Annotated in this window: 33 protein-coding genes; 17 read left to right on the top strand and 16 right to left on the bottom strand. The window is 55.0% G+C overall.

Annotation, left to right across the window (positions count from 1 at the left end):
• Window positions 1-102: 102 nt before the first annotated feature.
• Window positions 103-729 carry a 23S rRNA (uridine(2552)-2'-O)-methyltransferase RlmE gene (rlmE, locus tag IM304_RS18865; RefSeq protein ID WP_003861812.1) on the bottom strand — a complete coding sequence of 209 codons (627 nt, stop codon included), beginning with the start codon at window positions 727-729 and terminating at the stop codon, window positions 103-105.
• A 127-nt stretch (window positions 730-856) separates the two neighbouring features.
• Here rlmE and yhbY point away from each other — a divergent pair, with 127 nt between their 5' ends.
• The gene (gene yhbY / locus IM304_RS18860) at window positions 857-1150 is read left to right on the top strand and encodes a ribosome assembly RNA-binding protein YhbY (RefSeq protein WP_003861814.1); all 294 of its coding nucleotides are present in this window, start codon (window positions 857-859) and stop codon (window positions 1148-1150) included.
• A gap of 151 nt (window positions 1151-1301) precedes the next feature.
• Here yhbY and greA read toward each other — a convergent pair whose 3' ends face one another.
• Window positions 1302-1778: a transcription elongation factor GreA gene (gene greA / locus IM304_RS18855; RefSeq protein WP_006812122.1), complete on the bottom strand. Its 477-nt coding sequence runs from the start codon at window positions 1776-1778 to the stop codon at window positions 1302-1304.
• 228 nt (window positions 1779-2006) lie between these two features.
• Here greA and dacB point away from each other — a divergent pair, with 228 nt between their 5' ends.
• From dacB to pmrB, 3 genes are read left to right on the top strand one after another with little or no spacing between them, the layout of a single operon-like run.
• Complete coding sequence (dacB, locus tag IM304_RS18850; RefSeq protein ID WP_193355880.1) at window positions 2007-3440, top strand: serine-type D-Ala-D-Ala carboxypeptidase; 1434 nt, start codon at window positions 2007-2009, stop codon at window positions 3438-3440.
• Window positions 3441-3442: 2 nt separating this feature from the next.
• Window positions 3443-4105 carry a two-component system response regulator PmrA gene (gene pmrA, locus IM304_RS18845; RefSeq protein WP_148418324.1) on the top strand — a complete coding sequence of 221 codons (663 nt, stop codon included), beginning with the start codon at window positions 3443-3445 and terminating at the stop codon, window positions 4103-4105.
• A complete protein-coding gene (gene pmrB / locus IM304_RS18840) occupies window positions 4102-5145 on the top strand; it encodes a two-component system sensor histidine kinase PmrB (protein WP_193355879.1) in 1044 nt (347 codons plus the stop codon). The genes pmrA and pmrB overlap by 4 nt, the downstream gene beginning before the upstream one ends.
• Before the next feature lie 33 nt (window positions 5146-5178).
• Here the strand turns inward: pmrB and cgtA are convergent, their stop codons facing one another.
• The 4 genes from cgtA to rplU form a co-directional block, all read right to left on the bottom strand.
• Window positions 5179-6354, bottom strand: coding sequence for an Obg family GTPase CgtA (cgtA, locus tag IM304_RS18835; RefSeq protein WP_148418322.1), 1176 nt, complete (start codon window positions 6352-6354; stop codon window positions 5179-5181).
• Window positions 6351-7325, bottom strand: coding sequence for a DMT family transporter (locus IM304_RS18830; protein WP_148418321.1), 975 nt, complete (start codon window positions 7323-7325; stop codon window positions 6351-6353). Before IM304_RS18830 ends, cgtA begins: the two co-directional genes overlap by 4 nt.
• A 95-nt stretch (window positions 7326-7420) precedes the next feature.
• Window positions 7421-7678, bottom strand: a complete 258-nt coding sequence (rpmA, locus tag IM304_RS18825) for a 50S ribosomal protein L27 (protein WP_003861831.1) — start codon at window positions 7676-7678, stop codon at window positions 7421-7423.
• A 19-nt stretch (window positions 7679-7697) separates the two neighbouring features.
• Window positions 7698-8009 (bottom strand): 50S ribosomal protein L21, encoded by a 312-nt coding sequence (gene rplU / locus IM304_RS18820; RefSeq protein ID WP_003025032.1) that lies wholly within the window; start codon window positions 8007-8009, stop codon window positions 7698-7700.
• Window positions 8010-8266: 257 nt separating this feature from the next.
• On the opposite strand from rplU, the gene ispB reads away from it, so the two are divergent.
• Window positions 8267-9238: an octaprenyl diphosphate synthase gene (ispB, locus tag IM304_RS18815; protein WP_148418320.1), complete on the top strand. Its 972-nt coding sequence runs from the start codon at window positions 8267-8269 to the stop codon at window positions 9236-9238.
• A gap of 228 nt (window positions 9239-9466) precedes the next feature.
• Window positions 9467-9754 carry a DNA-binding transcriptional regulator SfsB gene (gene sfsB / locus IM304_RS18810; protein WP_148418319.1) on the top strand — a complete coding sequence of 96 codons (288 nt, stop codon included), beginning with the start codon at window positions 9467-9469 and terminating at the stop codon, window positions 9752-9754.
• Window positions 9755-9817: 63 nt separating this feature from the next.
• Here the strand turns inward: sfsB and murA are convergent, their stop codons facing one another.
• The 7 genes from murA to mlaF form a co-directional block, all read right to left on the bottom strand.
• Window positions 9818-11077, bottom strand: coding sequence for a UDP-N-acetylglucosamine 1-carboxyvinyltransferase (murA, locus tag IM304_RS18805; RefSeq protein ID WP_006812128.1), 1260 nt, complete (start codon window positions 11075-11077; stop codon window positions 9818-9820).
• A 50-nt stretch (window positions 11078-11127) separates the two neighbouring features.
• Window positions 11128-11382, bottom strand: a complete 255-nt coding sequence (gene ibaG, locus IM304_RS18800; RefSeq protein ID WP_003861840.1) for a BolA family iron metabolism protein IbaG — start codon at window positions 11380-11382, stop codon at window positions 11128-11130.
• A 126-nt stretch (window positions 11383-11508) separates the two neighbouring features.
• Window positions 11509-11802: a lipid asymmetry maintenance protein MlaB gene (mlaB, locus tag IM304_RS18795; protein WP_176609381.1), complete on the bottom strand. Its 294-nt coding sequence runs from the start codon at window positions 11800-11802 to the stop codon at window positions 11509-11511.
• A complete protein-coding gene (gene mlaC / locus IM304_RS18790) occupies window positions 11802-12437 on the bottom strand; it encodes a phospholipid-binding protein MlaC (protein ID WP_148418317.1) in 636 nt (211 codons plus the stop codon). Before mlaC ends, mlaB begins: the two co-directional genes overlap by 1 nt.
• Before the next feature lie 15 nt (window positions 12438-12452).
• A complete protein-coding gene (gene mlaD / locus IM304_RS18785) occupies window positions 12453-13001 on the bottom strand; it encodes an outer membrane lipid asymmetry maintenance protein MlaD (protein ID WP_148418316.1) in 549 nt (182 codons plus the stop codon).
• Between the two features lie 4 nt (window positions 13002-13005).
• The gene (gene mlaE / locus IM304_RS18780; protein WP_148418315.1) at window positions 13006-13788 is read right to left on the bottom strand and encodes a lipid asymmetry maintenance ABC transporter permease subunit MlaE; all 783 of its coding nucleotides are present in this window, start codon (window positions 13786-13788) and stop codon (window positions 13006-13008) included.
• Between the two features lie 7 nt (window positions 13789-13795).
• Entirely contained in the window at window positions 13796-14608 is an 813-nt protein-coding gene (gene mlaF, locus IM304_RS18775) for a phospholipid ABC transporter ATP-binding protein MlaF (protein WP_148418314.1), read from the bottom strand.
• 227 nt (window positions 14609-14835) lie between these two features.
• Between mlaF and IM304_RS18770 the strand changes: the two genes are divergently transcribed.
• The 11 genes from IM304_RS18770 (at window position 14836) to npr (ending at window position 22755) form a co-directional block, all read left to right on the top strand.
• Window positions 14836-15813 carry a calcium/sodium antiporter gene (locus IM304_RS18770; protein ID WP_193355878.1) on the top strand — a complete coding sequence of 326 codons (978 nt, stop codon included), beginning with the start codon at window positions 14836-14838 and terminating at the stop codon, window positions 15811-15813.
• Between the two features lie 13 nt (window positions 15814-15826).
• Window positions 15827-16813, top strand: a complete 987-nt coding sequence (kdsD, locus tag IM304_RS18765) for an arabinose-5-phosphate isomerase KdsD (RefSeq protein ID WP_148418312.1) — start codon at window positions 15827-15829, stop codon at window positions 16811-16813.
• Window positions 16814-16827: 14 nt separating this feature from the next.
• Window positions 16828-17394: a 3-deoxy-manno-octulosonate-8-phosphatase KdsC gene (gene kdsC, locus IM304_RS18760; RefSeq protein WP_148418630.1), complete on the top strand. Its 567-nt coding sequence runs from the start codon at window positions 16828-16830 to the stop codon at window positions 17392-17394.
• A complete protein-coding gene (lptC, locus tag IM304_RS18755; RefSeq protein WP_193355877.1) occupies window positions 17391-17966 on the top strand; it encodes an LPS export ABC transporter periplasmic protein LptC in 576 nt (191 codons plus the stop codon). The genes kdsC and lptC overlap by 4 nt, the downstream gene beginning before the upstream one ends.
• Window positions 17935-18489, top strand: coding sequence for a lipopolysaccharide ABC transporter substrate-binding protein LptA (gene lptA / locus IM304_RS18750; protein ID WP_063451030.1), 555 nt, complete (start codon window positions 17935-17937; stop codon window positions 18487-18489). The genes lptC and lptA overlap by 32 nt, the downstream gene beginning before the upstream one ends.
• Window positions 18490-18495: 6 nt before the next feature.
• On the top strand, window positions 18496-19221 hold the full coding sequence (gene lptB, locus IM304_RS18745; RefSeq protein WP_148418310.1) for an LPS export ABC transporter ATP-binding protein: 726 nt from the start codon (window positions 18496-18498) through the stop codon (window positions 19219-19221).
• A 47-nt stretch (window positions 19222-19268) separates the two neighbouring features.
• Window positions 19269-20702, top strand: a complete 1434-nt coding sequence (gene rpoN, locus IM304_RS18740; RefSeq protein ID WP_148418309.1) for an RNA polymerase factor sigma-54 — start codon at window positions 19269-19271, stop codon at window positions 20700-20702.
• 22 nt (window positions 20703-20724) lie between these two features.
• Window positions 20725-21012, top strand: a complete 288-nt coding sequence (gene hpf, locus IM304_RS18735) for a ribosome hibernation promoting factor (RefSeq protein WP_193355876.1) — start codon at window positions 20725-20727, stop codon at window positions 21010-21012.
• 82 nt (window positions 21013-21094) lie between these two features.
• Window positions 21095-21586, top strand: coding sequence for a PTS IIA-like nitrogen regulatory protein PtsN (ptsN, locus tag IM304_RS18730; protein ID WP_148418308.1), 492 nt, complete (start codon window positions 21095-21097; stop codon window positions 21584-21586).
• Window positions 21587-21631: 45 nt separating this feature from the next.
• On the top strand, window positions 21632-22486 hold the full coding sequence (gene rapZ, locus IM304_RS18725) for an RNase adapter RapZ (protein ID WP_148418307.1): 855 nt from the start codon (window positions 21632-21634) through the stop codon (window positions 22484-22486).
• On the top strand, window positions 22483-22755 hold the full coding sequence (gene npr / locus IM304_RS18720) for a PTS phosphocarrier protein NPr (protein ID WP_003861872.1): 273 nt from the start codon (window positions 22483-22485) through the stop codon (window positions 22753-22755). Before rapZ ends, npr begins: the two co-directional genes overlap by 4 nt.
• A gap of 39 nt (window positions 22756-22794) precedes the next feature.
• On the opposite strand, the gene mtgA is transcribed toward npr, so the two are convergent.
• The 3 genes from mtgA to arcB form a co-directional block, all read right to left on the bottom strand.
• On the bottom strand, window positions 22795-23520 hold the full coding sequence (mtgA, locus tag IM304_RS18715; protein ID WP_193355875.1) for a monofunctional biosynthetic peptidoglycan transglycosylase: 726 nt from the start codon (window positions 23518-23520) through the stop codon (window positions 22795-22797).
• Complete coding sequence (gene elbB, locus IM304_RS18710; protein ID WP_148418305.1) at window positions 23517-24170, bottom strand: isoprenoid biosynthesis glyoxalase ElbB; 654 nt, start codon at window positions 24168-24170, stop codon at window positions 23517-23519. Before elbB ends, mtgA begins: the two co-directional genes overlap by 4 nt.
• 232 nt (window positions 24171-24402) lie before the next feature.
• Window positions 24403-26736 (bottom strand): aerobic respiration two-component sensor histidine kinase ArcB, encoded by a 2334-nt coding sequence (arcB, locus tag IM304_RS18705; protein WP_193355874.1) that lies wholly within the window; start codon window positions 26734-26736, stop codon window positions 24403-24405.
• Window positions 26737-26846 lie beyond the last annotated feature (110 nt).

Here is a 26846-nt window from a genome sequence, read left to right as displayed (position 1 = left end):
GTCACTCAAGGGATTAACCTCATATTACAACTGTGTTAAAAACAGCGTCAGGATACTCTATATCCAGTTTCATTCAAACTTTCGCCTGAAATCTACCGGTTATCATTTTCGCCCGGTCGCTACAATATACACTTCTCGGGAACGGGCCCGGGAAGAGTCCGGCTTACGAACTTTGACCTTCGCAAACAGGGAGCGAATTTCCTTAAGATACTCCTCGAAACCTTCGCCCTGAAACACCTTCACAACAAAACTACCACCAGGCGCTAGTACATCACGACACATTTCTAACGCTAGCTCCACCAGATACATGGCGCGGGGGATATCCACCGCCGGTGTTCCGCACATATTTGGTGCCATATCCGACATGACAACCTGGACCTTACTGTCACCTACACGATCAAGTAACGCTTTAAGCACTAATTCATCACGAAAGTCGCCCTGAAGGAAGTCGACACCGACAATGGGATCCATTGGTAAAAGATCGCATGCGATGATTCGGCCCGTTCCGCCGATCTGCGTTACCGCATACTGGGACCATCCGCCAGGTGCCGCACCGAGGTCGACCACGGTCATTCCCGGTTTAAAAAGTTTGTCACTTTGCTGTATTTCATCAAGTTTAAACCAGGCGCGGGAACGCAACCCTTTTTTCTGCGCCTGTTGAACATATTTATCGCTAAAGTGTTCCTGAAGCCAGCGGCTGGAACTGGCAGAACGCTTTTTACCTGTCATTTAACATTTCCGTCCTGGTTCATCGTTGCTTGCCTGTGACGTAAATTTCTACGCAGCTATTTGGCGATATAAGGGAGATGGCGGTAGAATGAACCGTTTTCAATCCCAACGTAAGCAAAAATATACGATGAATCTGAGTACTAAACAAAAACAGCACCTTAAAGGTCTGGCACATCCGCTCAAGCCTGTAGTGATGCTTGGCAACAATGGTTTGACCGAAGGGGTGCTTGCCGAGATTGAACAAGCGCTGGAACACCACGAGCTGATCAAGGTGAAAATCGCCTCTGAAGACAGAGACACTAAAAACCTGATCGTGGAAGCCATCGTGCGCGAAACCGGCGCCTGTAATGTACAGGTCATCGGTAAAACGCTGGTGCTCTATCGCCCATCTAAAGAGCGTAAAATCTCGCTGCCACGCTAAGGATATCCTGAATCGAACACATTTTGTGTGTGAAACGAGGGATTTCTTTCAGCAGGCGAGCAAAATGCCATGCTCCTTGAGTTGATAAAAGGCCGCTATGCGGCCTTTTTCTTTTCTTTACAATGTATCAACATCTTAGTAGAGAAGCGAATTACAGGTATTCTACCTTAATAATTTCGTATTCCACTTCACCGCCGGGCGTGCGGATGGTGACCACATCGTCCTGTTCTTTGCCAATCAGGCCGCGAGCAATCGGTGAATTCACTGAAATCAGATTCTGTTTGAAGTCTGCTTCATCATCCCCCACGATGCGATAGGTCTGCTCTTCGTCGTTATCGAGATTCAGGACGCTAACGGTAGAACCAAAGATCACGCGGCCATTGTTTGGCATTTTAGTGATATCGATTACCTGTGCATTGGACAGTTTCGCTTCGATATCCTTAATGCGCCCTTCACAGAAACCCTGCTGCTCACGCGCCGCGTGGTATTCAGCATTTTCTTTCAGGTCGCCATGTTCACGCGCTTCCGCGATAGCGGCGATGATTTCAGGGCGACGTACGGACTTCAGAAAATCCAGCTCTTCGCGCAGTTTTTCGGCACCACGTAAGGTCATCGGAATAGCTTGCATTTGTTATACCTCTTAAACATTCCTGTTGGGAGCAGTGTTCCCTGCTCCAGCCCACCTGAACAGGCCAGAAGCAAAAAGAAAACCGACCCGGGAGCAACGCCCCAGGTCAGCAGCAATTTTTCAATTTGATACGTATTTTACCGCGAAGTTCACTATGGGTCATCGTTTACTTTACGGTGCCATGCACCGTAGTATGACGGTTTGTTTTCGGGTTGTTAGCGCGAGATTATGCGATTTTCCAGTTTTATCATCGGATTGACTACCAGTATAACGTTCACCGTTCAGGCCGCGAATGTTGATGAGTACATTAATCAGCTGCCCGCTGGCGCGAACCTTGCCCTGATGGTGCAGAAGGTTGGCGCGCAGGCTCCCGCAATTGACTATCACAGTCAACAGATGGCGCTGCCTGCCAGTACCCAGAAGGTGATCACCGCCCTCGCCGCCCTGCTCCAGCTCGGGCCTGACTTCCGTTTTACCACCACCCTTGAAACCAAAGGTAACGTCGAGGACGGTGAACTGAAAGGCGATCTTATCGCCCGTTTTGGTGGCGATCCCACCTTTAAGCGCCAGGATGTCCGCAACATGGTGGCGGCGCTGAAAAAATCCGGCGTGACAAAAATCGATGGCAACGTGCTGATCGACACCTCTATTTTCGCCAGCCACGATAAAGCGCCGGGCTGGCCGTGGAACGACATGACGCAGTGCTTTAGCGCCCCGCCAGCCGCCGCGATCGTCGACCGTAACTGCTTCTCCGTCTCGCTTTACAGTGCGCCAAAACCGAACGATTTAGCCTTCATCCGCGTTGCGTCCTACTATCCGGTCACGATGTTTAGCCAGGTTCGTACGCTGGCGAAAGGCTCACCGGAGGCACAGTATTGCGAGCTGGACGTGGTACCGGGCGATCTTAACCGCTATACGCTAACGGGATGCCTTTCCCAGCGCGCTGACCCCCTGCCGCTGGCCTTCGCCATTCAGGACGGCGCAGGGTATGCCGGCGCGATTTTCAAAGACGAACTCAAGCAGGCGGGTATAACCTACACCGGAACGCTGCTGCGCCAGACGCAGGTGAACGAGCCGGGTACGGTGATCGCCAGCAAGCAGTCCGCGCCACTGCATGATTTGCTTAAGATTATGCTGAAAAAGTCGGATAACATGATTGCCGACACGGTGTTCCGCATGATTGGACACGCACGCTTTGGCGTGCCGGGTACCTGGCGTGCGGGTTCTGATGCCGTGCGCCAGATCCTGCGCCAGCAGGCGGGTATCGATCTGGGCAATACGATCGCCGTCGATGGGTCCGGCTTATCGCGCCATAACCTGATTTCTCCGGCCACCATGATGCAGGTGCTGCAGTACATTGCGCAGCACGACGCTGAGCTAAACTTTATTACGATGCTGCCGCTTGCGGGGCACGATGGCTCCCTTCAGTATCGCGCGGGGCTTCACGCCGCGGGCGTGGATGGCAAAGTGTCAGCCAAAACCGGCTCTCTGCAAGGGGTTTACAACCTTGCTGGTTTTATCACGACAGCCAGCGGGCAACGCATGGCATTTGTGCAGTATCTTTCCGGCTATGCCGTCGAACCGGCCGACCAGCGCAATCGTCGTATTCCACTGGTACGCTTCGAAAGCAGGCTCTATAAGGATATCTACCAGAATAACTAGCGATGAAACTACTCATAGTTGAAGACGATCTGTTATTGCAGGAAGGGTTAGCGCTGGCGCTGGGGAATGAAGGCTACGCCCTGGATTGTGCCGCCACGGCTGCTGAAGCGGATGCCCTGATCCAGAGCGGCGAATACAGCCTGGTGATCCTGGATTTGGGCCTGCCGGATAAAGACGGGGCGACGCTGCTGAGCCAGTGGCGTCGTCGCGGAGTGGATAACCCCGTACTGATCCTCACGGCCCGCGATGCCATAGAGGACAGAATCAACGGGCTGGATTCTGGCGCTGACGATTATCTGGTAAAACCCTTTGCCCTTGCCGAGCTACAGGCCCGCGTGCGGGCGCTGATCCGCCGCTATCAGGGTCACAGTGACAACCTGCTTACGGACGGGGATATTACCCTTAATCTGCAAACCCAGCAGGTGCTGCGCCAGTCCCAGCCGGTGGAAGTGACGCCAAAAGAGTTTGCCCTGCTTACGCGCCTGATCATGCGCAGCGGGCAGACGGTGCACCGTGAAACGCTGCAGCAGGACATTTACTCCTGGCAGGACGATCCGGGATCAAACACGCTTGAAGTCCATATCCATAATCTGCGGCGCAAGCTCGGTAAAGATCGCATTAAAACCGTCCGCGGCGTGGGCTACCGTCTGGAGAGCCAGAAATGAACAGTATGCGCCGGCGGTTGATGGTGTTGCTGGCGGTTATTCTGTTATTTTTCCAGTTGATTAGCGTGATCTGGCTGTGGCATGAGAGCCGCGAGCAAATCGGTTTTCTGGTAAACGAAACGTTGTCCGCGAAATCGCGCAACAACCATGTCGAAAAAGAGATCCGCGAAGCCATTGCCTCCCTGCTGGTTCCTTCTCTGGTGATGGTCGGTTTTACCCTCTTCTTCTCATTCTGGGCGGTAACCTGGATCACCCGCCCCCTCAATAAGCTGCGGGCCAGCCTTGCGAACCGCTCGGCGGATAATCTCACTCCCCTGCCGATGTATTCCGACATGGAAGAGATTGGCGCGGTGACGACCTCGCTGAACCAGCTTCTCGCCCGACTGGATCATACTATTCAACAGGAGCGCCTGTTTACCGCCGACGCGGCGCACGAGCTGCGAACGCCGCTTGCGGGTATCAGGCTCCATCTTGAACTGATGGCTCAGTCCGGATCGCCGCAGGCCGCCCCGCTGGTAAGCCGCATCGATCAGCTTATGCATACGGTGGAACAGCTGCTGATGCTGGCGCGTGCCGGACAGGCGATGGCAAGCGGTCACTACGAAACCGTTAACTGGACGGAGACGATCATTGCACCGCTCGGCCTGGAGCATGAAGCCAGAGAGCATACGGTGATATGGCCTGCTCACAGCCCGCTGACGGTACAGGGCGATGCCGTCCTGCTGCGTCTGATGTTAAGGAATCTGCTGGAGAACGCCGCCCGCTACAGTCCGGCAGGGACGACGATTGAAGTGACGTTAGCAGAGACGGAGGACGGTACCCGGGTCAGCGTTATAGACCAGGGTCCGGGTATTGACGATGCGCACCGACAGTCGATCACCGAACCTTTCCGACGCCTCGATCAGCGCTACGGTGGCAGCGGCCTTGGGCTGAGCATCGTACAGCGCATCGTGCAGCTCCATCATGGCCGTTTAACGCTGGAGAACGGCGCCGAGGGCGGCCTAATCGCCAGCTGCTGGCTACCCGCGAAGATAGGATAAAAAAAAGCCCCGTTAAGGGGCTTTATGCGGGATTTAGTGCTTGTAGATGAACTCGACGCCTTCTTCGTCGTCTTCATCCCAGTCGTCGTCCCAGTCTTCATCATCTTCTTCCGCTTCCAGCTCTTCGAGCTGCTGGCGGTGGTAGTCATCCCACATGAATTCGACTTTTTCAGGCTGTTTCGCTTCTTCCGCCTGAACCACCGGGTTTTCGATGATAAAGGTCATCACATCCCAGCAGAGATCCTTCACGCCAACCTGGCTCGCGGCAGAGATCAGATAGTACTTATCTTCCCAGCCCATCGCTTCAGCGATCGCTTTAGCTTTCGCTTCGGCTTCCGCTTTGTCCATCAGGTCGATCTTGTTGAAGACCAGCCAGCGTGGTTTATCCGCCAGCTTCTCACTGTATTTTTCCAGCTCGCCGATGATGATCCGGGCATTTTCAACCGGATCGGAGCCGTCGATTGGATCGATATCAATGAGGTGCAGCAGGACGCGGCAGCGCTCAAGGTGCTTCAGGAAGCGAATACCCAGGCCAGCGCCTTCTGCTGCGCCTTCAATCAGACCCGGGATGTCAGCCACCACGAAGCTCTTCTCGTTATCCATACGGACAACGCCGAGGCTCGGCACCAGCGTCGTAAACGGATAGTCCGCCACTTTTGGTTTCGCAGCAGAGACAGCGCGGATAAACGTCGACTTACCGGCATTTGGCATACCCAGCATGCCCACGTCAGCCAGCAGCATCAGTTCCAGCTGCAGATCGCGTTTATCGCCCGGGGTACCCATTGTCTTTTGACGCGGGGTACGGTTAACGGAGGATTTGAAACGGCTGTTGCCCAGACCGTGCCATCCCCCTTTTGCAACCATCAGACGCTGACCGTGTTTGGTCATATCACCCATGGTTTCGCCCGTGCCCTGGTCGATCACACGCGTACCCACCGGCACTTTGATCGTCACGTCTTTACCGCGTTTACCGGTACAGTCGCGGCTCTGGCCGTTCTGGCCACGCTCGGCGCGGAAAGATTTTTCGAAACGGTAGTCGATCAGCGTGTTGAGGTTCTCATCCGCCTCCAGCCACACGTCACCACCGTCTCCGCCGTCACCGCCGTCAGGGCCGCCACGAGGAATATATTTTTCACGGCGGAAGCTTACACAACCGTTACCGCCATCACCTGCCACGACCAGAATCGTCGCTTCATCAACAAACTTCATTTTACTCTCCGTAACTCATTCGCCTGAGCGGGGACCGCTTCATTTTTGCGCCAACGTCCCCAGAGACGATGACCAATGGCGGAATACATCGCGCCCGCAACCACGACAAACGCACCGAGATAGCCCAACAGGTTGAGCATCGGCTTGACGAAGACATCGGGCCAGGCCATTGATAACAAATCTGAAAATAACAGCGTAAACAGCGGGGTAAGCGTGATTAAGGCGCTCACCTGTGCTGCCTGCCAGCGCGCCATTGCTTCGGCCAGCGCGCCATAACCGACCAGCGTGTTAAGCCCACAAAAAATGAGACACGCCAGCTGCCAGTCGCTGAGCTGGGCGATAACACCCGGCTTCGCTAACGGCAATAATGCCAGTGTACACAAAGTGTACAGCAAAAAGAGGATCTGCTGTGAGGCAAGACGGCGCAATAACACTTTTTGCGCGACGCCATAACTCACCCAGACCGTTGCTGCACCCACCCCAAAAATCACACCCCAGGTGTAATCCGTCAGGCGGGTGAATATCTCGATCAGGCTGGTGTTAAAGAACATCACCAGACCGCAAAGCAGCATGCTTGCCCCGATAATCTGCGTCCCGCGCATCTTCTCCTTGAGGATGAATACGCTGGCGACCATCATGCCGACCGGTGAAAGCTGACCAATCACCTGTGACGCCGTGGGGCTAAGATATTGCAGGGAAGAGCTGAACAGGATGAAGTTACCGAACAGACCGCCCGTCGCGATAGCCAGTAACACCAGCCAGCGCGGCTTACGGAAGATGCGCAGCGGTGGCAGCTTACCTTTGACAGCCAGAATGGCGCCCAGGCCGATGCTTGCCATCAGGAAGCGATAAAACACCACCGTAGGCGGCTCCATCACTTCCAGTACCTGCTTCATTGCGATTGGCAGCGCACCCCAGCACATTGCGGTGGTGAGCGCCAAAAGAATACCAATGCCGGCCTGCTGCTTCATGCCCGTTTTCCCTACAGAAAATTTTCCGGGTTTCCAATGTAAAAAGCCCCGCAACACGTTGCGGGGCTTTAATCCGTTACCGGACCGAGAAAACCTTACTCAGCAACGATGCTGATGTATTTACGGTTGTTCGGGCCTTTAACTTCAAATTTCACTTTACCGTCTGCTTTAGCAAACAGAGTGTGGTCACGACCGCAACCTACGTTGGTACCCGCGTGGAACTTGGTGCCACGCTGACGAACGATGATGCTACCCGCCAGAACGGATTCGCCACCGAAACGCTTAACGCCCAGGCGTTTAGCTTCTGAATCGCGACCGTTACGTGTGGAGCCGCCAGCCTTTTTATGTGCCATTTAAATCTCTCCTCAGGTCTTAGGCGCTGATGCCAGTAATTTTCACATCAGTGAACCACTGACGGTGGCCCTGCTGCTTACGATAGTGTTTACGACGACGAAACTTAACGATTTTAACTTTCTCGCCACGACCGTGAGCAACAACTTCAGCTTTGATAACGCCGCCATCAACGAAAGGAACGCCGATTTTGACTTCTTCACCGTTTGCGATCATCAGAACTTCAGCGAACTCAACAGATTCGCCAGTTGCGATGTCCAGCTTTTCCAGGCGAACGGTCTGACCTTCGCTTACTCGGTGTTGTTTACCACCACTTTGGAAAACCGCGTACATATAAACTCCGCTTCCGCGCACATCCTCGTATGATTCAGAGTGCGCTATAAATATTCACAATAGGGCGCGAATATTACGCAAAACGCGAGCCTTTGACAAGTGCTAGCATCAATACATGAAGAAAAAAAACACAACACGTACGGTAACGTTTATCTGCGCCGTTTTTTCAGTACAATCAGCAATACTATTTATAAACCGAAACCCTTTGTGAACCCATATCGTGTGGGATAAACAGGATAAAAAGCCCGGCTTTTGCGATGAATTTAGAAAAAATCAATGAGTTAACCGCGCAAGATATGGCGGGTGTAAATGCAGCAATCCTGGAGCAACTCAACTCTGACGTTCAGCTGATCAATCAGTTGGGCTATTACATCGTCAGCGGCGGCGGCAAACGCATTCGTCCGATGATTGCCATTCTGGCCGCTCGCGCGGTTGGCTATCAGGGAAATGCTCACGTCACGATCGCAGCGCTGATCGAATTTATCCACACCGCCACCCTGCTTCACGACGATGTTGTGGATGAGTCGGATATGCGCCGCGGTAAAGCCACCGCCAACGCGGCGTTTGGCAATGCGGCAAGCGTCCTGGTGGGGGATTTTATCTATACCCGCGCCTTCCAGATGATGACCAGCCTGGGCTCGCTGAAGGTGCTGGAAGTGATGTCAGAGGCCGTCAACGTTATTGCTGAGGGTGAAGTCCTGCAGCTGATGAACGTCAACGACCCGGACATCACCGAAGAAAACTACATGCGCGTGATTTACAGCAAAACCGCGCGCCTGTTTGAAGCGGCCGCGCAGTGCTCTGGCATTCTGGCAGGCTGTAGCGAAGCGGAGGAAAAAGGCCTTCAGGACTACGGCCGTTACCTCGGCACGGCGTTCCAACTGATCGATGATCTGCTGGACTACAGCGCAGACGGCGAAACGCTCGGCAAAAACGTCGGTGATGACCTGAACGAAGGCAAACCAACGCTGCCGCTGCTCCACGCCATGCGCAATGGCACGCCGGAACAGGCGCAGATGATCCGTGAAGCAATCGAGCAGGGAAATGGTCGCCATCTTCTGGAACCAGTACTGGAAACAATGGCAATCTGCGGCTCGCTGGAATGGACGCGTCAGCGTGCTGAAGAAGAAGCGGATAAAGCCATCGCCGCGATTCAGGTGATCCCTGACAGCCCGTGGCGTGATGCGCTTATAGGCCTTGCTCACATCGCCGTTCAGCGCGATCGTTAATTCCTCCCTCCTCTCCCTGCGCCCCGCAGGGAGATTTTAGTATGCTCCAGTAAATTCCATATTCGTGTAAATTCATCCGGTTACAGGCCGCATGCATAAAGCCGTGCCTTATTCTGAATATTGCTTCTCGTAACATGAACTTTTTAAATCGCATGTTCGAAGTGGGTATAGTAATGCTGTCTTTTCACACGAAAAGGCGTGGACGATAACGAACACAAGGACAGCATTATGGATACAAAATTCATCGACTGGCATTCTGCTGACATTATTGCGGCGCTGCGTAAAAAAGGGACATCGCTGGCTGCCGAATCACGTCGTAATGGGTTGAGCTCGTCGACGCTGGCAAACGCGCTGACCCGCCCATGGCCAAAGGGGGAGCTGATTATCGCAACGGCGCTGGAAACGCATCCGTGGATAATCTGGCCGTCACGCTACCACGATCCCGTTACCCATGAATTTATCGACAGAACGCGCATGATGCGCCAGAGCAAAGTGAAGAAAGCACATCAGGACTGATGCACCCGGACTGACAGGAACAGCAATCCCCCGGCCTGGTCTGGCAGGGGGGTGCCGGAAAGATTACTCGCCCTTCACACGCTCGATATTTGCACCCAGCGCGCGCAGTTTATCTTCGATACGCTCGTAACCACGATCGATGTGGTAGATACGATCGACAACGGTAGTGCCTTCCGCAATGCAGCCTGCCAGTACCAGACTCGCAGACGCGCGCAGATCGGTCGCCATGACCTGCGCACCGGACAGTTTTTCAACGCCGTGACAGATTACCGTGTTGCTTTCGATTTCAGCATGCGCACCCATACGGATCAGTTCCGGTACGTGCATGAAACGGTTTTCGAAGATGGTTTCCGTGATAAAGCCCGTGCCTTCAGCCACCAGGTTCAGCAGGGTAAACTGCGCCTGCATGTCCGTCGGGAATGCCGGGTGTGGCGCAGTGCGCACATTAACGGCTTTAGGGCGCTGGCCATGCATGTCCAGGCTGATCCAGTCTTCACCGATTTCAATATCCGCACCTGCATCGCGCAGCTTCGCCAGCACCGCATCCAGGGTATCAGGCTGGGCGTTGCGGCAGACAATTTTACCGCCAGAAATAGCCGCGGCCACCAGGAAGGTACCGGTTTCGATACGGTCTGGCAGTACGCGATACACGCCGCCACCCAGACGCTCAACGCCTTCGATGGTAATGCGGTCAGTACCCTGTCCGCTAATTTTCGCACCCAGCGCCACCAGGAAGTTCGCGGTATCAACGATTTCCGGCTCGCGAGCGGCGTTTTCGATGATGGTGGTGCCTTCCGCCAGCGTAGCAGCCGACATGATGGTGACTGTTGCGCCCACGCTCACCTTGTCCATGACGATGTGCGCGCCTTTCAGACGGCCATTCACGGACGCCTTAACGTAACCCTCTTCCAGCTTGATCTCTGCGCCCAGCTTTTCCAGGCCGAAGATGTGCAGATCGACCGGACGCGCGCCGATGGCACAACCGCCCGGCAGTGAAACCTGTCCCTGACCGAAACGTGCCACCAGCGGGCCAAGCGCCCAGATGGATGCGCGCATGGTTTTCACCAGCTCATACGGTGCTGAGAAGTTGTTCACGTTGCTGGCATCGATCCAGACGGAACCGTTACGCTCCACTTTGGTGCCCAACTGGCCGAGCAACTTCATGGTCGTGTCGATATCTTTCAGCTTCGGTACGTTCTGGATCTCTACCGGCTCTTCTGCGAGCAGCGCAGCGAAAAGAATGGGCAGCGCGGCGTTTTTAGCGCCAGAAATTGTGACTTCGCCCTGGAGACGCGTTGGTCCCTGTACACGAAATTTATCCATCGTTTGCTCTCTTATAAATTCAACCGTGCTGCGGGCGTTTCGCCCTCAGCTCAAAAACCGTTTAGTTTGCGATCGCGAGCCCACTCCTGTGGGGTGAACGCTTTAATCGACAGGGCGTGGATGCGGTTATCCGCAATATATTCCATCAGCGGCGCGTACACAGCCTGCTGTTTCTTCACGCGACTCATTCCGTCGAACATCTCACCCACAGCAATAACCTGGAAGTGACTGCCATCGCCAGAGACGTGGGCTTCCTGAAGGGAGAGTGCATTCATCAGCACAGTCTGGATTTCATTATTTTCCATGGGGTCTACATCATCTGATAGTGAAAACAAGCCCAACATCTTAGAGCAAAGTGACGCGGTCTTAAACAAGCAAAAAGCCCCGACGAGTAAACTGACGGGGCTTTCGGAAGTAACGTACTGAAAAAGTTAGCGAGGTAATACGTCCTCAGGCAAATTGTAAAGCTTTGCAAGGGTAACGACGTTATCGCTTACCCCCGCCAGGGTAACGTTGCTCCCCTGCTTCTTACCCGTGGCAACCAGGTGCGCCAGCAGGGCAATACCGGCGGTATCCACCCGCGTGACGCCATGTAAGTCAATCCGCGTCACGCCCTGCATCGCGTTATGGCGAGCCTCCCACAGCGGGTTAAGCAGATCCTGATCCAGCTCCCCCGTCAGCGCCAGCGTCTCGCCGTCACGCGCCCAGCTAAGTTGCTGCGACATTACTTCTTCTCGTCCAGCGTAATTTTCTGACGAGAGATAGACTGAAGCTGTGCAGTCAGGCCATCAATGCCTTTGGTGCGCAGCAGATCGCTCCACTCGTTCTGTTTAGTGGTGATCATGCTGACGCCTTCGGCGATCATGTCGTACGCCTGCCAGTTCCCGGTCTGGCTGTTCTTACGCCACTGGAAGTCCAGACGAACCGGTGGGCGGCCGTTTGGATCGACGATCGTCACGCGGATAGGAATGATGGTGGCATCGCCCAGCGGCTGTTCAGGGGCAATCTGATAGGTCTGGCCGTGGTACATCGCCAGCGCCTGGCCGTAAGCCTGCTTCAGGTATTCACGGAACGCGGCAAAGTAAGCCTCACGCTGCGCCGGGGTCGCATCTTTGTAGTAACGGCCCAGCACCAGCGCGCCCGCATATTTGATCTGCACGTACGGCAGCAGCTCCTGGTCTACCACATCGCGCAGATAGTCAGGGTTAGAGCGGATTTTAGGCTGTTCATTTTTAAGACGATCGAAGGTTTTCTTCGCGGCCTCATTCATCAGTTTGTACGGATTGCTCTGATCCGCAGCGTGCGCCGCGGTAAGAGGGGCAATGACCAGCATGGCAACCATTAACAGTCGTTTAAACATGGACTTCTCCTGAAATTAATTCGTCGCGCCTGGCGTCGGTTCGACGTTGGTGTGGTCTTCACTCTGCGCAGGGGCATCGTCAGACTTTTTATCATCCCCTTTACTGTTGTAAAGGAACTGACCAATCATATCTTCCAGCACCATCGCTGACTTGGTATCCTGGATTACGCTACCGTCTTTAAGGATAGTCGTTCCCAGCTCAGGATCTTCAAAACCAACGTTAAGGGCCAGATATTGCTCCCCCAGCAGGCCGGAAGTGCGGATGGAAAGCGAGCTGGTGTCCGGAATGTGGTTGTAGCGCTCTTCAATATCCATCGCGACGCGCGGCAGATAGGTTTTCTCATCCAGCGTAATGTCTGAGACCCGGCCGATAACGACGCCACCAATACGAACCGGTGAGCGCGCCTTCAGGCCGCCGATGTTATCGAAGGTCGCGTAGATGCGGTACGTCGGCTCGGTGCGGACAGAGGTAATGTCCGCCGCACGCAGGCAGATAAACAGCGCGGCCAGCAGCGCCAGAAGCAGAAACACGCCGACCCAAATTTCATTTTTTCTCGTTTGCATGAACTCAATTCCCAAACATCAGTGCGGTGAGCACAAAATCCAGACCCAAAACGGCCAGCGACGAATGTACGACAGTACGTGTCGTTGCACGGCTAATGCCCGCCGACGTTGGAATGGCATCATAACCGTTAAACAACGCAATCCAGGTAACCGTCACAGCGAAAACCACGCTCTTGATCAGACAGTTAATCAGGTCCATCCGCAGGTCGATGGCGTCCTGCATGGCAGACCAGAAGAATCCGGCGTCAATCCCTTTCCAGTTAACGCCAACCAGCGCGCCTCCCCAGATACCTACCGCCACAAAGAGGATAGTCAGTAACGGTAAGGAGATTACCCCGGCCCAGAAGCGCGGTGAGATGACCCGGCGCAGCGGATCGACCGCCATCATCTCCATGCTGGAGAGCTGCTCGGTTGCGCGCATCAGGCCGATTTCCGCCGTCAGCGCCGACCCGGCACGTCCGGCGAACAGCAGCGCGGCCACGACCGGCCCAAGCTCACGCAGCAGCGAGAGCGCCACCAGCATGCCAAGGCTGGTTTCCGCGCTGTAGGTAGTCAGCACCAGATACCCCTGCAACCCCAGCACCATGCCGATAAACAGGCCCGACACGATGATGATAAGCATCGACAAAACGCCGACGTTATAAAGCTGCCGCACCAGCAACGGCGCGTGCTTGCGGAACTCCGGCTTGCCCACCAGCGCGTTGAACAACATTAATCCGGCACGCCCGAACGTACTGATGGTTTTTAGACCACGGTGTCCAAGACCAGCCAACGCATTTAACAGCATGAGTGGCTTAACTCCCTATTCCCAGTAAATCGTCATGATAGTCACCCGCCGGATAGCGGAAAGGCACAGGCCCGTCCGCGATGCCGTCCAGGAACTGCCGCACGCGCGGATCGCCATTCTCCTGCAACGCCTGGGCGCTGCCGTGGGCGACGATCTTTTTATCAGCCACAATGTAGGCGTAATCAGCAATGCTCAGCACTTCCGGCACGTCGTGAGAAACCACCACGCAGGTGACGCCAAGGGCGCTGTTCAGCTCTGAAATTAACTTCACCAGCACGCCCATGGTGATAGGGTCCTGCCCGACGAACGGTTCGTCGAACATGATGAGATCGGGTTCCAGTGCAATAGCGCGCGCCAGCGCGGCGCGGCGCGCCATCCCACCCGAGAGTTCAGACGGCATAAGCTTCGCAGCGCCCCGCAGCCCCACGGCTTCAAGCTTCATCATCACCGTGCTTTGCAGCAGCGCAGGCGGAAGATGGGTGTGCTCGCGCAATGGATAGGCCACGTTGTCAAAAACGTTCATGTCAGTGAACAGCGCGCCCGACTGAAAGAGCATGCTCATCCGTTTGCGAACCGTGTAGAGGCGCGAGCGAGACATCTCCGGGACGTTTTCGCCGTCGAAGAGGATTTCGCCGCTATCGGGGGGGATTTGCCCACCGATAAGACGCAGCAACGTCGTTTTACCGATCCCTGACGGCCCCATGATGGCGGTGATTTTACCACGCGGCACGGTCAGCGAAATATCATCAAATATTAACCGGTTGCCGCGAGAAAAACTGACGCCCCGGACATCGACTATATTCGCCATCGTTTGGCTCATTTATGGTTCCTTTCTTACCTTGCTTCACGGCTGGCATGAAGCGTAAATCAGCCCTAAACCCCGCATTTTTACAGAATATTCGCTATTGGGGTTAGCTAAAGCTGGCATTTGTTTTACTTTTCCGGCGCATAAAGTCAAAATTAGGAATTCGTTACGTCTCAGACTTCATCTGGCGCCAATATTCGTGCGCAGTGGACCAGCGAGTATACCTGAAGAAAGGACTTTTGATGCTTTTAGCAACAGCACTGTTAATAATTGGTTTACTGTTGGTGGTCTACAGTGCTGACCGTTTGGTCTTTGCCGCATCAATTCTCTGTCGACTCATCGGCATGCCGCCCATCATTATTGGGATGACGGTGGTTAGTGTAGGCACTTCGCTTCCTGAAATCATCGTTTCTGTTTCAGCATCGCTGCATGGCCAGGTCGACCTCGCTATCGGTACCGCGATTGGCTCTAACATCGTCAATATATTACTGATTTTAGGCTTAGCCGCATTACTCCATCCATTTCGCGTGCATTCTGATGTTTTGCGCCGCGAATTGCCGCTAATGTTGGTCGTCAGTCTGCTGGCAGGCTGCGTGCTTTACGACGGGGTACTGAGCGTCGGAGACGGTATATTCCTTCTCGCCCTGGCCGGGATCTGGTTACTTTATAGCGTTAAAATCGCTCGCCTGGCGGAAAAACAGGGCAACGATAGCCTCACGCGTGAGCATCTCGCCGAGCTGCCCCGGGAGGGCACCTTACCCGTCGCCCTGCTGTGGCTGGGCGTCGCGCTGATCATCATGCCGATGGCCACGCGGATGGTCGTCGATAACGCGACGGTGCTGGCGAACGCGTTTGCAATGAGCGAACTGACAATCGGTCTGACGGTGATTGCCATCGGCACCAGCCTGCCCGAGCTGGCCACCGCCATCGCCGGAGCGCGTAAAGGGGAAGATGATATCGCCATCGGCAATATTATCGGCTCGAATATTTTCAATATCGCGATCGTGACGGGGCTGCCGGCGCTAATCTCGCCGGGGCCGTTTAACCCGATGGTCTTCACGCGCGATTACGGTGTGATGCTGCTGGTCAGCGTAATTTTCGCCCTGCTCTGCTGGCGGCGAAAAGAGCAGATTGGCAAGGGCGCAGGCGCGCTGCTGACGGGTGGATTTATCGTATGGATGGCGATGCTGTACTGGCTCTCGCCTCTTCTCTCTGGGTAAACGGAAACGCATTATGTCGCAAATAGAATTGCAGCCGGGTTTTGACTTTCAGAAAGCAGGCAAAGACGTTCTGGAGATTGAACGTGAAGGTCTGGCGCAGTTAGATCAGTACATTAATCAGGATTTTAGTCTGGCCTGTGAGAAGATGTTCTACTGTGCCGGTAAAGTCGTGGTGATGGGGATGGGTAAGTCCGGCCATATTGGGCGCAAGATGGCGGCGACGTTTGCCAGTACCGGCACCTCGTCATTCTTCGTGCACCCGGGTGAGGCGGCGCACGGTGATCTGGGCATGGTTACGCCGCAGGACGTGGTTATCGCCCTGTCCAACTCCGGGGAATCGAATGAAATCCTGGCGCTAATCCCGGTGCTCAAGCGCCTCCAGGTGCCGCTAATTTGCATGACCAGCCGTCCGGAAAGCAGCATGGCCCGCGCGGCGGATATCCACCTTTGCGTGAAGGTGCCTAAAGAGGCGTGTCCGCTGGGGCTGGCGCCTACCTCCAGTACGACCGCCGCGCTGGTGATGGGCGATGCCCTTGCCGTTGCGCTGCTGGAAGCCCGGGGCTTCACGCCAGAAGATTTCGCCCTTTCTCACCCTGGCGGCGCGCTCGGGCGCAAACTGCTGCTGCGGGTTAACGATATTATGCACACCGGCGATGAAATCCCGCACGTCAGCAAAGAGGCCTCTCTGCGCGATGCGTTACTGGAGATCACCCGTAAAAATCTGGGCATGACGGTAATCTGCGACGATCTGATGAAGATTCAGGGCATCTTCACCGACGGTGACCTGCGCCGGGTGTTCGATATGGGAGTGGATGTCCGCACGCTGGGCATCGCTGATGTGATGACGCCTGGCGGGATCCGCGTCCGTCCGGGCACGCTGGCGGTAGATGTGCTGAACCTGATGCAGTCCCGCCATATTACCTCAGTGATGGTTGCCGATGGCGACCAACTGCTGGGTGTGGTACATATGCATGATCTGCTGCGCGCAGGCGTAGTGTAATGAAGGATAAGACAATGAGTAATGCGGGTGCATCCCTTGCAACCTGTTATGGCCCGGTGAGCGCCCACATGATGGCAAAGGCGGAAAATATCCGTCTGCTGATCCTCGATGTGGACGGCGTGCTCTCCGACGGTCTGATTTATATGGGCAATAACGGCGAAGAGCTGAAAGCCTTTAACGTTCGTGACGGTTACGGTATCCGCTGTGCGCTCACCTCCGGCATTGACGTGGCGATCATCACCGGACGGAAGGCTAAACTGGTAGAGGATCGGTGTGAAACGCTGGGCATTACTCATCTCTATCAGGGGCAATCTGATAAGATGGTTGCCTTCCGGGACCTGCTGGGAAAACTGGCCATTGCGCCAGAAAATGTGGCGTACGTCGGGGATGATTTGATCGACTGGCCGGTAATGGCGGAGGTCGGTCTGAGCATCGCGGTGGCTGACGCGCACCCGTTGCTGATCCCGCGTGCTGATTATGTTACCCATATTCAGGGTGGCCGTGGTGCCGTCCGTGAAGTCTGCGATCTGCTTCTGCTGGCGCAGGGCAAGCTTGATGAGGCGAAAGGGCAATCGATATGAGTAAAACCAGACGTTGGGTTATCATTCTGCTTTCGCTTGCCGTCCTGATACTGATTGGCGTGAACCTCGCCGACCGCGATGATGCGCAAACGGACGTGGTCAACACGAGTGACCCTACCTACAAAAGCGATCACAGCGATACCGTGGTCTATAGCCCCGAAGGCGCGCTGAACTATCGCCTGATTGCTCAGCATGTAGAATATTTTTCAGATGACGGCACCTCGTGGTTTACCCAGCCGGTCCTGACCACCTTTGATACGGACAAAGTGCCGACGTGGTCAATCAAGTCTGACCGGGCAAAACTGACGAATGACCGTATGCTCTATCTGTATGGTCACGTTGAAGTCAACGCCCTGACTGCGGACGCTCAGTTGCGCAAAATTACGACGGATAACGCCCAGATCAACCTGGTCACCCAGGATGTCACGTCGCAGGATTTAGTCACCCTGTATGGCACAACATTTAATTCCAGCGGTCTAAAAATGCGCGGGAACTTACGCAGCAAAAACGCCGAGCTGATTGAAAAGGTTAGAACCTCCTATGAAATTCAAAACAAACAAACTCAGCCTTAAAGTTGTTATCGCCAGCGCGCTGCTGGCGGCCAGTCTTCCCGCGCTTGCTGTGACTGGCGATACCGAACAGCCGATTCATATTGAATCTGATACGCAGTCTCTGGATATGCAGGGTAACGTCGTCACCTTCACCGGCAACGTCGTTGTGACTCAGGGCACCATTAAAATCAATGCCGACAAAGTTGTCGTGACCCGTCCGGGCGGCGAGCAGGGCAAAGAAATTATTGATGGCTATGGTAATCCGGCCACCTTCTACCAGATGCAGGATAACGGCAAGCCGGTAAAGGGCCATGCCTCGCATATGCACTATGAACTGGCGAAGGATCTGGTCATCCTTACCGGTAATGCTTACCTGGAACAGCTGGACAGCAATATCAAAGGCGACAAGATCACCTATCTGGTGAAAGAGCAGAAAATGCAGGCCTCCAGCGAGAAAGGCAAACGCGTCACCACCGTGCTTGTTCCTTCGCAGTTGCAGGACAAAAACAACGGTCAGGCTCCGGCACAGAAAAAGAGTAACTAATTCGCTATGGCAACATTAACTGCAAAAAACCTCGCGAAAGCGTATAAGGGCCGCCGCGTCGTCGAAGATGTCAGTCTGACCGTCAACTCCGGCGAAATTGTGGGTTTGCTTGGCCCTAACGGTGCGGGCAAGACCACCACCTTCTACATGGTGGTAGGCATTGTTCCGCGTGACGCCGGCAACATCATCATCGATGATGAAGACATCAGCCTGCTGCCGCTGCATGCCCGCGCGCGCCGCGGCATCGGCTATCTTCCGCAGGAAGCATCCATTTTCCGCCGCTTAAGCGTCTTCGATAACCTGATGGCCGTGTTGCAGATCCGTGACGATCTGACCAACGAGCAGCGTACTGACCGTGCGAACGAGCTGATGGAAGAGTTCCATATCGAACACCTGCGCGACAGCCTTGGTCAGGCGCTGTCTGGCGGTGAACGCCGTCGCGTCGAGATTGCGCGCGCACTGGCAGCAAACCCGAAATTCATCCTGCTGGATGAACCTTTTGCGGGCGTTGACCCCATCTCCGTTATTGATATCAAACGCATCATTGAGCATCTGCGCGACAGCGGGCTTGGCGTACTGATCACGGACCACAACGTTCGTGAAACGCTGGCCGTCTGTGAACGCGCCTACATCGTGAGCCAGGGCCATCTGATTGCCCACGGTACGCCGCAGCAAATCCTCGAAGATGAGCATGTTAAGCGCGTGTACCTTGGGGAAGACTTCAGACTCTGATAGGGTAGAGGTTAAATCACGCCGAACCGGAGAAAAACGCGCTGAACATGAAGCAAGGTTTGCAATTAAGGCTCAGCCAGCAACTGGCAATGACGCCGCAGCTACAGCAGGCGATCCGTCTGTTGCAGTTGTCCACGTTAGAACTCCAGCAGGAGCTCCAGCAAGCGCTGGACAGCAATCCGCTGCTGGAGCAAACCGATCTTCATGACGAGGTAGATACCCAGCAAACGCAGGACACTGAAACGCTCGATACCGTCGACGCGCTCGAACAAAAAGAGATGCCGGACGAGCTGCCGCTGGACGCCAGCTGGGATGAAATCTACACCGCAGGCACTCCTTCCGGTACGCGTGCAGACTATCAGGACGATGAACTTCCGGTCTATCAGGGCGAAACCACCCAGTCACTTCAGGACTACCTGATGTGGCAGGTAGAGCTGACCCCTTTCTCCGATACCGATCGCGCGATTGCCACCTCGATTGTCGATGCCGTTGACGACACGGGCTATTTGACCGTGACGCTGGACGACATTCTGGAAAGCATCGGCGACGACGAGATTGAACTGGAAGAGATCGAAGCCGTTCTGAAACGCGTTCAGCGTTTCGACCCGATTGGCGTCGCCGCAAAAGATCTGCGCGACTGCCTTCTGATCCAGCTCTCGCAGTTTGCCAAAGAGACGCCGTGGATTGACGAAGCGCGGCTCATTATCAGCGATCATCTGGATCTGCTGGCGAATCACGACTTCCGCACGCTGATGCGCGTCACGCGCCTGAAAGAAGAGGTGCTGAAGGAAGCGGTGAACCTGATCCAGTCGCTCGATCCGCGTCCGGGGCAGTCGATTCAGACCAGCGAGCCAGAGTATGTCATTCCTGATGTGCTGGTGAGAAAACACAACGGCCGCTGGGTCGTTGAACTGAACTCCGACAGTATTCCTCGCCTGCAAATCAACCAGCAGTACGCCTCCATGTGCACCAGCGCGCGTAACGATGCCGATAATCAGTACATCCGCAGCAACCTGCAGGAAGCACGCTGGCTGATCAAAAGTCTGGAGAGCCGTAACGACACGCTGCTGCGCGTCAGCCGCTGTATTGTTGAACAACAGCAGGCCTTCTTTGAACAGGGCGAAGAGTTTATGAAACCGATGGTGCTGGCAGACATTGCCCAGGCCGTCGAGATGCATGAATCAACCATTTCCCGCGTGACCACGCAAAAGTATCTGCACAGTCCACGCGGCATTTTTGAGCTTAAGTATTTCTTCTCCAGCCACGTAAGTACCGAAGGCGGCGGCGAAGCCTCGTCAACGGCCATTCGCGCACTGGTGAAGAAGTTGATCGCCGCGGAGAACCCCGCGAAGCCACTAAGTGACAGTAAGTTAACCACCATGCTGTCCGATCAGGGTATCATGGTGGCACGTCGTACTGTCGCGAAGTATCGAGAGTCTTTATCCATTCCGCCGTCTAACCAGCGTAAACAACTGGTTTGACACAACCGATAAGGAAGACACTATGCAGCTCAATATCACCGGACACAACGTCGAGATTACTGAGGCTTTACGCGATTCTGTGAACGCGAAGTTCGCGAAACTTGAGCAGTATTTCGAGAGAATCAATCAGGTCTACGTTGTGTTGAAAGTGGAGAAAGTGACTCATATCTCGGATGCGACCCTGCACGTCAACGGAGGGGAACTCCATGCCAGTGCGGAAGGGCAAGACATGTACGCGGCTATCGACGGCTTGATTGATAAGCTTGCGCGACAGCTCAATAAACATAAAGATAAACTGAAACAACACTAATTGTCCGGGCAGTTAACGGGTGCAGGACGGCCTGTTGTGAAACACAACAGGCCATTTGTACGGTTAGCGCTTAGGTGAAATTATGATAAACAACGATTCCGCTCTTCAACTGAGCAACGTCCTTAACCAGGAATGTACCCGCAGTGGCGTTCACTGCCAGAGCAAAAAACGTGCGCTGGAAATTATCAGTGAACTGGCCGCAAAACAGCTGGGTCTGCCGCCGCAGATCGTGTTTGAAGCCATTCTGACCCGTGAAAAAATGGGCAGTACCGGCATCGGCAACGGCATTGCGATCCCGCATGGCAAGCTGGAAGAAGATACGCTGCGTGCCGTGGGCGTGTTTGTGCAACTGGAAACGCCGATTGCCTTCGACGCTATCGATAACCAGCCTGTCGATCTGCTCTTCGCGCTGCTGGTTCCTGCCGATCAGACCAAAACCCACCTGCATACGCTGTCGCTGGTTGCTAAACGTCTGGCGGATAAAACCATTTGTCGCCGTCTGCGCTCCGCGCAAAGTGATGAGGAGCTCTATCAAATTATCACTGAAGCAGAAGGCAATCAGGATGAGGCATAATCGGGAGATGGCTTTCAGAACTGCTGCCCTGAGGAGAAACGGAATATGGTGCTGATGATCGTCAGCGGTCGTTCGGGGTCCGGAAAGTCAGTGGCCCTGCGCGCGCTGGAAGACATGGGTTTTTACTGCGTAGATAACCTACCGGTAGTGTTGTTACCTGACCTGGCGCGAACGCTTGCGGACAGGCAAATCTCTGCCGCCGTCAGTATCGACGTTCGTAACATGCCGGAATCACCGGAGATCTTCGAGCAGGCGATGAACAACCTGCCAGATTATTTCTCGCCTCAGCTACTGTTCCTCGATGCTGACCGCAATACGTTGATCCGCCGCTATAGCGATACGCGTCGCTTGCACCCGCTTTCGAGTAAAAATCTGTCGCTGGAAAGCGCCATTGATAAAGAGAGCGACCTGCTGGAGCCGCTGCGCTCCCGCGCCGATTTGATTGTCGACACCTCTGAAATGTCCGTCCATGAACTGGCGGAAATGCTGCGTACCCGTTTACTCGGCAAGCGCGAGCGCGAACTGACGATGGTGTTTGAATCCTTCGGCTTTAAGCACGGTATTCCTATCGATGCGGATTACGTTTTCGACGTGCGTTTCCTGCCGAACCCGCACTGGGATCCAAAACTGCGTCCTATGACCGGTCTGGATAAACCCGTGGCGGCGTTCCTTGACCGACACACAGAAGTACACAATTTTATCTACCAGACGCGAAGCTACCTTGAGCTATGGTTACCTATGCTGGAAACAAACAATCGCAGCTACCTGACGGTGGCGATTGGCTGTACCGGCGGTAAACATCGTTCGGTGTACATTGCCGAACAGCTGGCCGATTACTTCCGCTCGCGCGGGAAGAACGTCCAGTCCCGTCATCGCACGCTGGAAAAACGTAAAACATGACCGTAAAACAGACCGTCGAAATCACCAATAAGCTGGGCATGCACGCGCGCCCGGCGATGAAGCTTTTTGAGCTGATGCAGGGTTTTGATGCTGAAGTCCTGCTGCGCAACGACGAAGGAACCGAGGCAGAAGCCAACAGCGTGATTGCGCTGCTGATGCTGGATTCTGCCAAAGGTCGTCAGATTGAAGTTGAAGCCACCGGCCCGCAGGAAGAAGAGGCGCTGGCGGCGGTGATTGCGCTGTTTAATGCCGGGTTTGACGAAGACTAACGTCTGCTTTGCTGGCGGGTAGCACAGCGCTTACCCGCCCTACATCAACGCCTTTCTCTCCATAAAGCCTTGCCCACCTAGCTGCTGCATCTGGCGCATGATCCACGCCTGGCGGCTACGCACGTAGCCTGACGGCGCGCTGGCTTTAAAACGGATAGGGTTCGGCAGAACGGCGGCAAGCAGCGCCGCTTCGGACATCGTCAGCCTGCTGGCGGGCTTGCCGAAATAGCGCTGCGACGCGGCTTCGACCCCAAACACGCCGTCGCCAAACTCCGCGATATTCAGATAGACGGTCAGGATCCGTTTTTTGCTCCATACCGACTCAATCCCCAGCGTCAGCCCGGCCTCCAGCCCTTTTCTCACCCAGCTGCGACCGTCCCATAAGAACAGGTTTTTTGCCGTCTGCTGGGAAAGCGTCGACGCGCCGCGTACGCGATTCTCATGGCGCTCGTTATGATCCAGCGCCTTTTCGATGGCCGCCACGTCAAAGCCCCAGTGTTCCGGGAACTTCTGGTCCTCTGCGGCAATGACCGCCAGCCCCATCCACGGCGAGATCGCATCCATGCTCACCCAGTCTGAATGGGCAACGTAGCCGAAATCACCAGAGAGCCAGGCACTCACCTGACGCTCCGCCATCACGGCGGAAAACGGGACGGGCACGAAGCTGAACAGCACAATGCCTCCGCCCCAGAAAACCGCCAGGACCAGCACTATCCGCAACAGAAGCCGTTTTAACCACCCGGCGGGGGTAAATTTACGGCTCATTCGGTAAGAACCAGCACTCTGTCCACCAGCTTTTCAATGCCCGTGGCAGCCTCGGCGATGGTCTGCGCCAGCATATACGCCGGCGTGGTGATGATTTTGTTATCCTCATCCACCACGATGTCGTCTACCGGGCAAGGCACGTGTTCACCGCCCATATCCTCGATAACCTCAGCGGTATCGATGTCGGTTCCGATCGTCAGCCGCAGCGGGAAATCAAAAATTTTCGGCAGCATGGCCGGGGCGATGCAGATAAAGCCCTGCGGCTTACCTGCCGCATGCATCGCCTGCGAAAGCGCTTTCAGATCGGGATCGATCTGACAGGCCGCGCCCTCCGCTGCAAAGGTGCTCAGGTTTTTTGCCGCGCCAAAGCCGCCCGGCACGATGAGGGCATCGAGTTCAGCGGCATTGGCCTGCGCCAGCGGATGAACGTCGCCGCGCACAATGCGCGCCGCTTCAGTCAGCACGTTACGGCTTTCTGCCATCGGCTCGCCGGTAAGATGATTAATCACGTCTGCCTGAGCTTTATCCGGCGCGAAGCAGATAACGTTAGCCTCACGGCGGGATAAGGCCAGCAGCGTTAATACGGCCTCATGTATCTCTGACCCGTCGTAAACACCACATCCGCTCAGCACGACACCAATCTTTTTCATTCTGTCGATCCTTCTATGCAACCCGCTGAAGCACATTAAAAATTCTGATTAAAACGCTATGCTTCACACATTTCACTGATTCATGTAACAAACTGTTTAAGATTTGCTATCTTATCTGCGTGCGGCCTCAAATTTCAGGCGGCGCCCATGCGAAAACCACCCATAAAAATCAGGCGCAGCCACGATTTCCCTGGTGTTGGCGCAGTATTCGCGCACCCCGGTATAGCCGGGGTCATTTTTTTCTGGACTCGACCCAGGCTTTCAGCACCGCCACATCGTTTTGCCACTCCTGCTTCATCTCCTCAACCCAATCACCGACGTTATCTTCCCAGGCAGGTAAATCAGGCGACTGGATCTGCTGGCCCAGCTGCTGAAGATGGCGTAACCCGACGGAACCGGCGGCGCCTTTGATTTTATGCCCCTCTTCTACGATGCCCTTCTGGTCACGCGCCGTCAGGTTTGACTCCAGTACGTTCAGATAGCCCGGCATCATTTTCTCGAACACGGCAAGGCCATCGGTGATCAGTTTTGGTCCCACCAGATCGATATACTGCTCCAGCATGGCGGTATCCAGTATCGTTTGGGCTTTGGCGCTATCAACTGACGTCATGGTGCTCTCCTCTTCATCACAGGTATCCCAGAACTTCTTGATCATCGCCGTCAGGGCAGGTACCGCCAGCGGCTTGCTGAGCACATCGTCCATGCCGGCATCGAGGTACTCTTTTTTATCTTTCAGCACGTTCGCGGTCAGCGCCACCAGCGGCGGCAGCTCGTCAGGGGCATATTTGCGCGTCAGCTCACGGGAGATATCCAGCCCGGTCATGTCCGGAAGCTGAATATCGAGCAGCACCAGGTCGTACTCGCCCGGCGTGAACATCTCCAGCGCGGCTTTGCCGGTCATCGCCACATCCACGCTGTTGCCGAGTTTTTCCAGCACCGACCGCGCGACGATAACGTTCAGCTCAATATCTTCCACCAGCAGAACGTGCAGGGCTGGCAGCGGCATATCGTCGTTCTCAAAGGTATCTTCCACCTCTTCAGCTACGGCAGGTGCATGCACGGTAAGCGTAAAGGTTGAGCCTTTACCCGGCTGGCTGGTAACGGTGATATCCCCGCCCATACTTTTCGCCAGCCGTTTAGACACCGCCAGGCCAATACCCGTGCCCGTCGCCGGCTTACCGCCGTGGCTGTCTTTGACCTGATAGTACATGGCGAAGATCTTATCCTGCTCCTCCTGAGGAATGCCGATACCCGAATCCTCAACTTCAAAGTGCAGCATGTCCCCTTCGTCATAGCGAATGCGCACCGCAACCTGCCCCTTCTGGGTAAACTTCACGGCGTTACTGATGAGGTTCCACAAGATCTGGCGCAGACGCGTGCCGTCCGTCACCACCTTATGCGGCAGCGGCAGCGTGGGCTCCATCACGAAGCTCAGCCCTTTTTGCTGAGCCTGCAAGCCTGACAGGTTCTCCAGATCCGCGAGGAAGCCGGTAAAATCAACAGGCTGGTTATCGAGCTGAACTTTACGGCGCTCCATCTTATCCATGTCGATAATATCATTGAAGATATTCCCCAGCGTAACCGCTGAAACGTGGATCGTTTTAAGGTATTTTTCCTGCTCGCTGGTCAGATCGGTATCCAGCAGGATCCGGCTCAGCCCCACAATGCCGTTAAGCGGCGTGCGCAGCTCGTGGCTGATGGTAGAGATGAAGGTGGTCTTGTCACGGCTGGCGCGCTCCAGCGCGTCCTGGTAGCGCTTACGCTCGGTGATATCGCGGCCAAAGCCCATCAGGCCATGACGCTTGCCGACGCGGTCGTAATAAGGCACTTTGCGGATCTCAAAGCAGGCCTTGCGTCCATCGGGATAATCCAGCCACTGCTCGTAGGTCAGCGAGACGTTATGACGGAACACCTTTTCATCCGTCTCCATCACTTTTGCCGCCGCCTCTTCGGAATAGACGTCCTGAGGCTTCAGGTGGATCAGCTGCTTTTCGCTTTTTCCGGTCAACAGTTCCATAGCCCGGTTACAGCCGGAGAACTCTTTATCTTCATTACGATAGAAAACCAGATCCGGAGAGGCATCCAGGAACGAGCGCAGGAAAGAGGACTGCTGTTCAAGCTGGATCTGCGTGACTTCGCGCTCTTTCATCTCAATTTTGAGCTGCTCCAGCGTGGCCTGACGCTCGGCTTCGGCCTTCTCACGATCTGAGATTTCCTGATTCAGCTGGGCAATGTTGTCCTTGAGCTGGACGTTGAGCTTGAGATCGCGCTCGCGCATCTCCTCCAGCTTTTCCACCAGCCTCGACAGGCGCTGTCGGGATTCTTCCAGTTGCTCGACCACCACGGAGAGGAAGTAGACCGCCCAGGGCGTGATCAGCAGGCCAAAGAAGATAGAGCGGATCACGTCGATACTCTCGACCTGACCATGCAGGACCATGGTCACGGCCATCTGTACCACTATCGCCAGAACCACCAGCGCCAGCGCCAGCAGCATGGAAAAACGCACCAGCCCGAGCTTCATCATCAGGTCTACGTAGTACTGGGCCAGCATTCGAATTTGCTTCATAGAGGATCCCTTCACGACTTTATCGCTCAATAATACTCAAATTCAGAGCGAGGCGTTGCAGGTTGTGAGAAAAAGTGCGGGGTGAAACAGGAGATTAGCCTCGCCCCCGG

Source organism: Enterobacter cloacae complex sp. P40C2, assembly GCF_014930695.1.
Lineage (GTDB): Bacteria > Pseudomonadota > Gammaproteobacteria > Enterobacterales > Enterobacteriaceae > Enterobacter > Enterobacter pasteurii.
The sequence above is the reverse complement of the archived record's forward strand: the minus strand, read 5'-3'. Positions and strand labels throughout refer to the sequence as shown.

Bases quoted from the DNA above. Each gene is read 5' to 3' on its own strand.
- lptB (WP_148418310.1), top strand. From the start codon at position 18,496: ATGGCAACATTAACTGCAAAAAACCTCGCGAAAGCGTATAAGGGCCGC.
- sfsB (WP_148418319.1), top strand. From the start codon at position 9,467: ATGGATACAAAATTCATCGACTGGCATTCTGCTGACATTATTGCGGCG.
- mtgA (WP_193355875.1), bottom strand. From the start codon at position 23,520: ATGAGCCGTAAATTTACCCCCGCCGGGTGGTTAAAACGGCTTCTGTTG.
- rplU (WP_003025032.1), bottom strand. From the start codon at position 8,009: ATGTACGCGGTTTTCCAAAGTGGTGGTAAACAACACCGAGTAAGCGAA.
- kdsD (WP_148418312.1), top strand. From the start codon at position 15,827: ATGTCGCAAATAGAATTGCAGCCGGGTTTTGACTTTCAGAAAGCAGGC.
- rpmA (WP_003861831.1), bottom strand. From the start codon at position 7,678: ATGGCACATAAAAAGGCTGGCGGCTCCACACGTAACGGTCGCGATTCA.
- elbB (WP_148418305.1), bottom strand. From the start codon at position 24,170: ATGAAAAAGATTGGTGTCGTGCTGAGCGGATGTGGTGTTTACGACGGG.
- mlaE (WP_148418315.1), bottom strand. From the start codon at position 13,788: ATGCTGTTAAATGCGTTGGCTGGTCTTGGACACCGTGGTCTAAAAACC.
- pmrA (WP_148418324.1), top strand. From the start codon at position 3,443: ATGAAACTACTCATAGTTGAAGACGATCTGTTATTGCAGGAAGGGTTA.
- mlaB (WP_176609381.1), bottom strand. From the start codon at position 11,802: ATGTCGCAGCAACTTAGCTGGGCGCGTGACGGCGAGACGCTGGCGCTG.
- IM304_RS18830 (WP_148418321.1), bottom strand. From the start codon at position 7,325: ATGAAGCAGCAGGCCGGCATTGGTATTCTTTTGGCGCTCACCACCGCA.
- pmrB (WP_193355879.1), top strand. From the start codon at position 4,102: ATGAACAGTATGCGCCGGCGGTTGATGGTGTTGCTGGCGGTTATTCTG.
- dacB (WP_193355880.1), top strand. From the start codon at position 2,007: ATGCGATTTTCCAGTTTTATCATCGGATTGACTACCAGTATAACGTTC.
- mlaC (WP_148418317.1), bottom strand. From the start codon at position 12,437: ATGTTTAAACGACTGTTAATGGTTGCCATGCTGGTCATTGCCCCTCTT.
- mlaF (WP_148418314.1), bottom strand. From the start codon at position 14,608: ATGAGCCAAACGATGGCGAATATAGTCGATGTCCGGGGCGTCAGTTTT.
- arcB (WP_193355874.1), bottom strand. From the start codon at position 26,736: ATGAAGCAAATTCGAATGCTGGCCCAGTACTACGTAGACCTGATGATG.
- rlmE (WP_003861812.1), bottom strand. From the start codon at position 729: ATGACAGGTAAAAAGCGTTCTGCCAGTTCCAGCCGCTGGCTTCAGGAA.
- ibaG (WP_003861840.1), bottom strand. From the start codon at position 11,382: ATGGAAAATAATGAAATCCAGACTGTGCTGATGAATGCACTCTCCCTT.
- IM304_RS18770 (WP_193355878.1), top strand. From the start codon at position 14,836: ATGCTTTTAGCAACAGCACTGTTAATAATTGGTTTACTGTTGGTGGTC.
- cgtA (WP_148418322.1), bottom strand. From the start codon at position 6,354: ATGAAGTTTGTTGATGAAGCGACGATTCTGGTCGTGGCAGGTGATGGC.
- yhbY (WP_003861814.1), top strand. From the start codon at position 857: ATGAATCTGAGTACTAAACAAAAACAGCACCTTAAAGGTCTGGCACAT.
- hpf (WP_193355876.1), top strand. From the start codon at position 20,725: ATGCAGCTCAATATCACCGGACACAACGTCGAGATTACTGAGGCTTTA.
- rpoN (WP_148418309.1), top strand. From the start codon at position 19,269: ATGAAGCAAGGTTTGCAATTAAGGCTCAGCCAGCAACTGGCAATGACG.
- lptA (WP_063451030.1), top strand. From the start codon at position 17,935: ATGAAATTCAAAACAAACAAACTCAGCCTTAAAGTTGTTATCGCCAGC.
- kdsC (WP_148418630.1), top strand. From the start codon at position 16,828: ATGAGTAATGCGGGTGCATCCCTTGCAACCTGTTATGGCCCGGTGAGC.
- murA (WP_006812128.1), bottom strand. From the start codon at position 11,077: ATGGATAAATTTCGTGTACAGGGACCAACGCGTCTCCAGGGCGAAGTC.
- mlaD (WP_148418316.1), bottom strand. From the start codon at position 13,001: ATGCAAACGAGAAAAAATGAAATTTGGGTCGGCGTGTTTCTGCTTCTG.
- npr (WP_003861872.1), top strand. From the start codon at position 22,483: ATGACCGTAAAACAGACCGTCGAAATCACCAATAAGCTGGGCATGCAC.
- lptC (WP_193355877.1), top strand. From the start codon at position 17,391: ATGAGTAAAACCAGACGTTGGGTTATCATTCTGCTTTCGCTTGCCGTC.
- ispB (WP_148418320.1), top strand. From the start codon at position 8,267: ATGAATTTAGAAAAAATCAATGAGTTAACCGCGCAAGATATGGCGGGT.
- rapZ (WP_148418307.1), top strand. From the start codon at position 21,632: ATGGTGCTGATGATCGTCAGCGGTCGTTCGGGGTCCGGAAAGTCAGTG.
- ptsN (WP_148418308.1), top strand. From the start codon at position 21,095: ATGATAAACAACGATTCCGCTCTTCAACTGAGCAACGTCCTTAACCAG.
- greA (WP_006812122.1), bottom strand. From the start codon at position 1,778: ATGCAAGCTATTCCGATGACCTTACGTGGTGCCGAAAAACTGCGCGAA.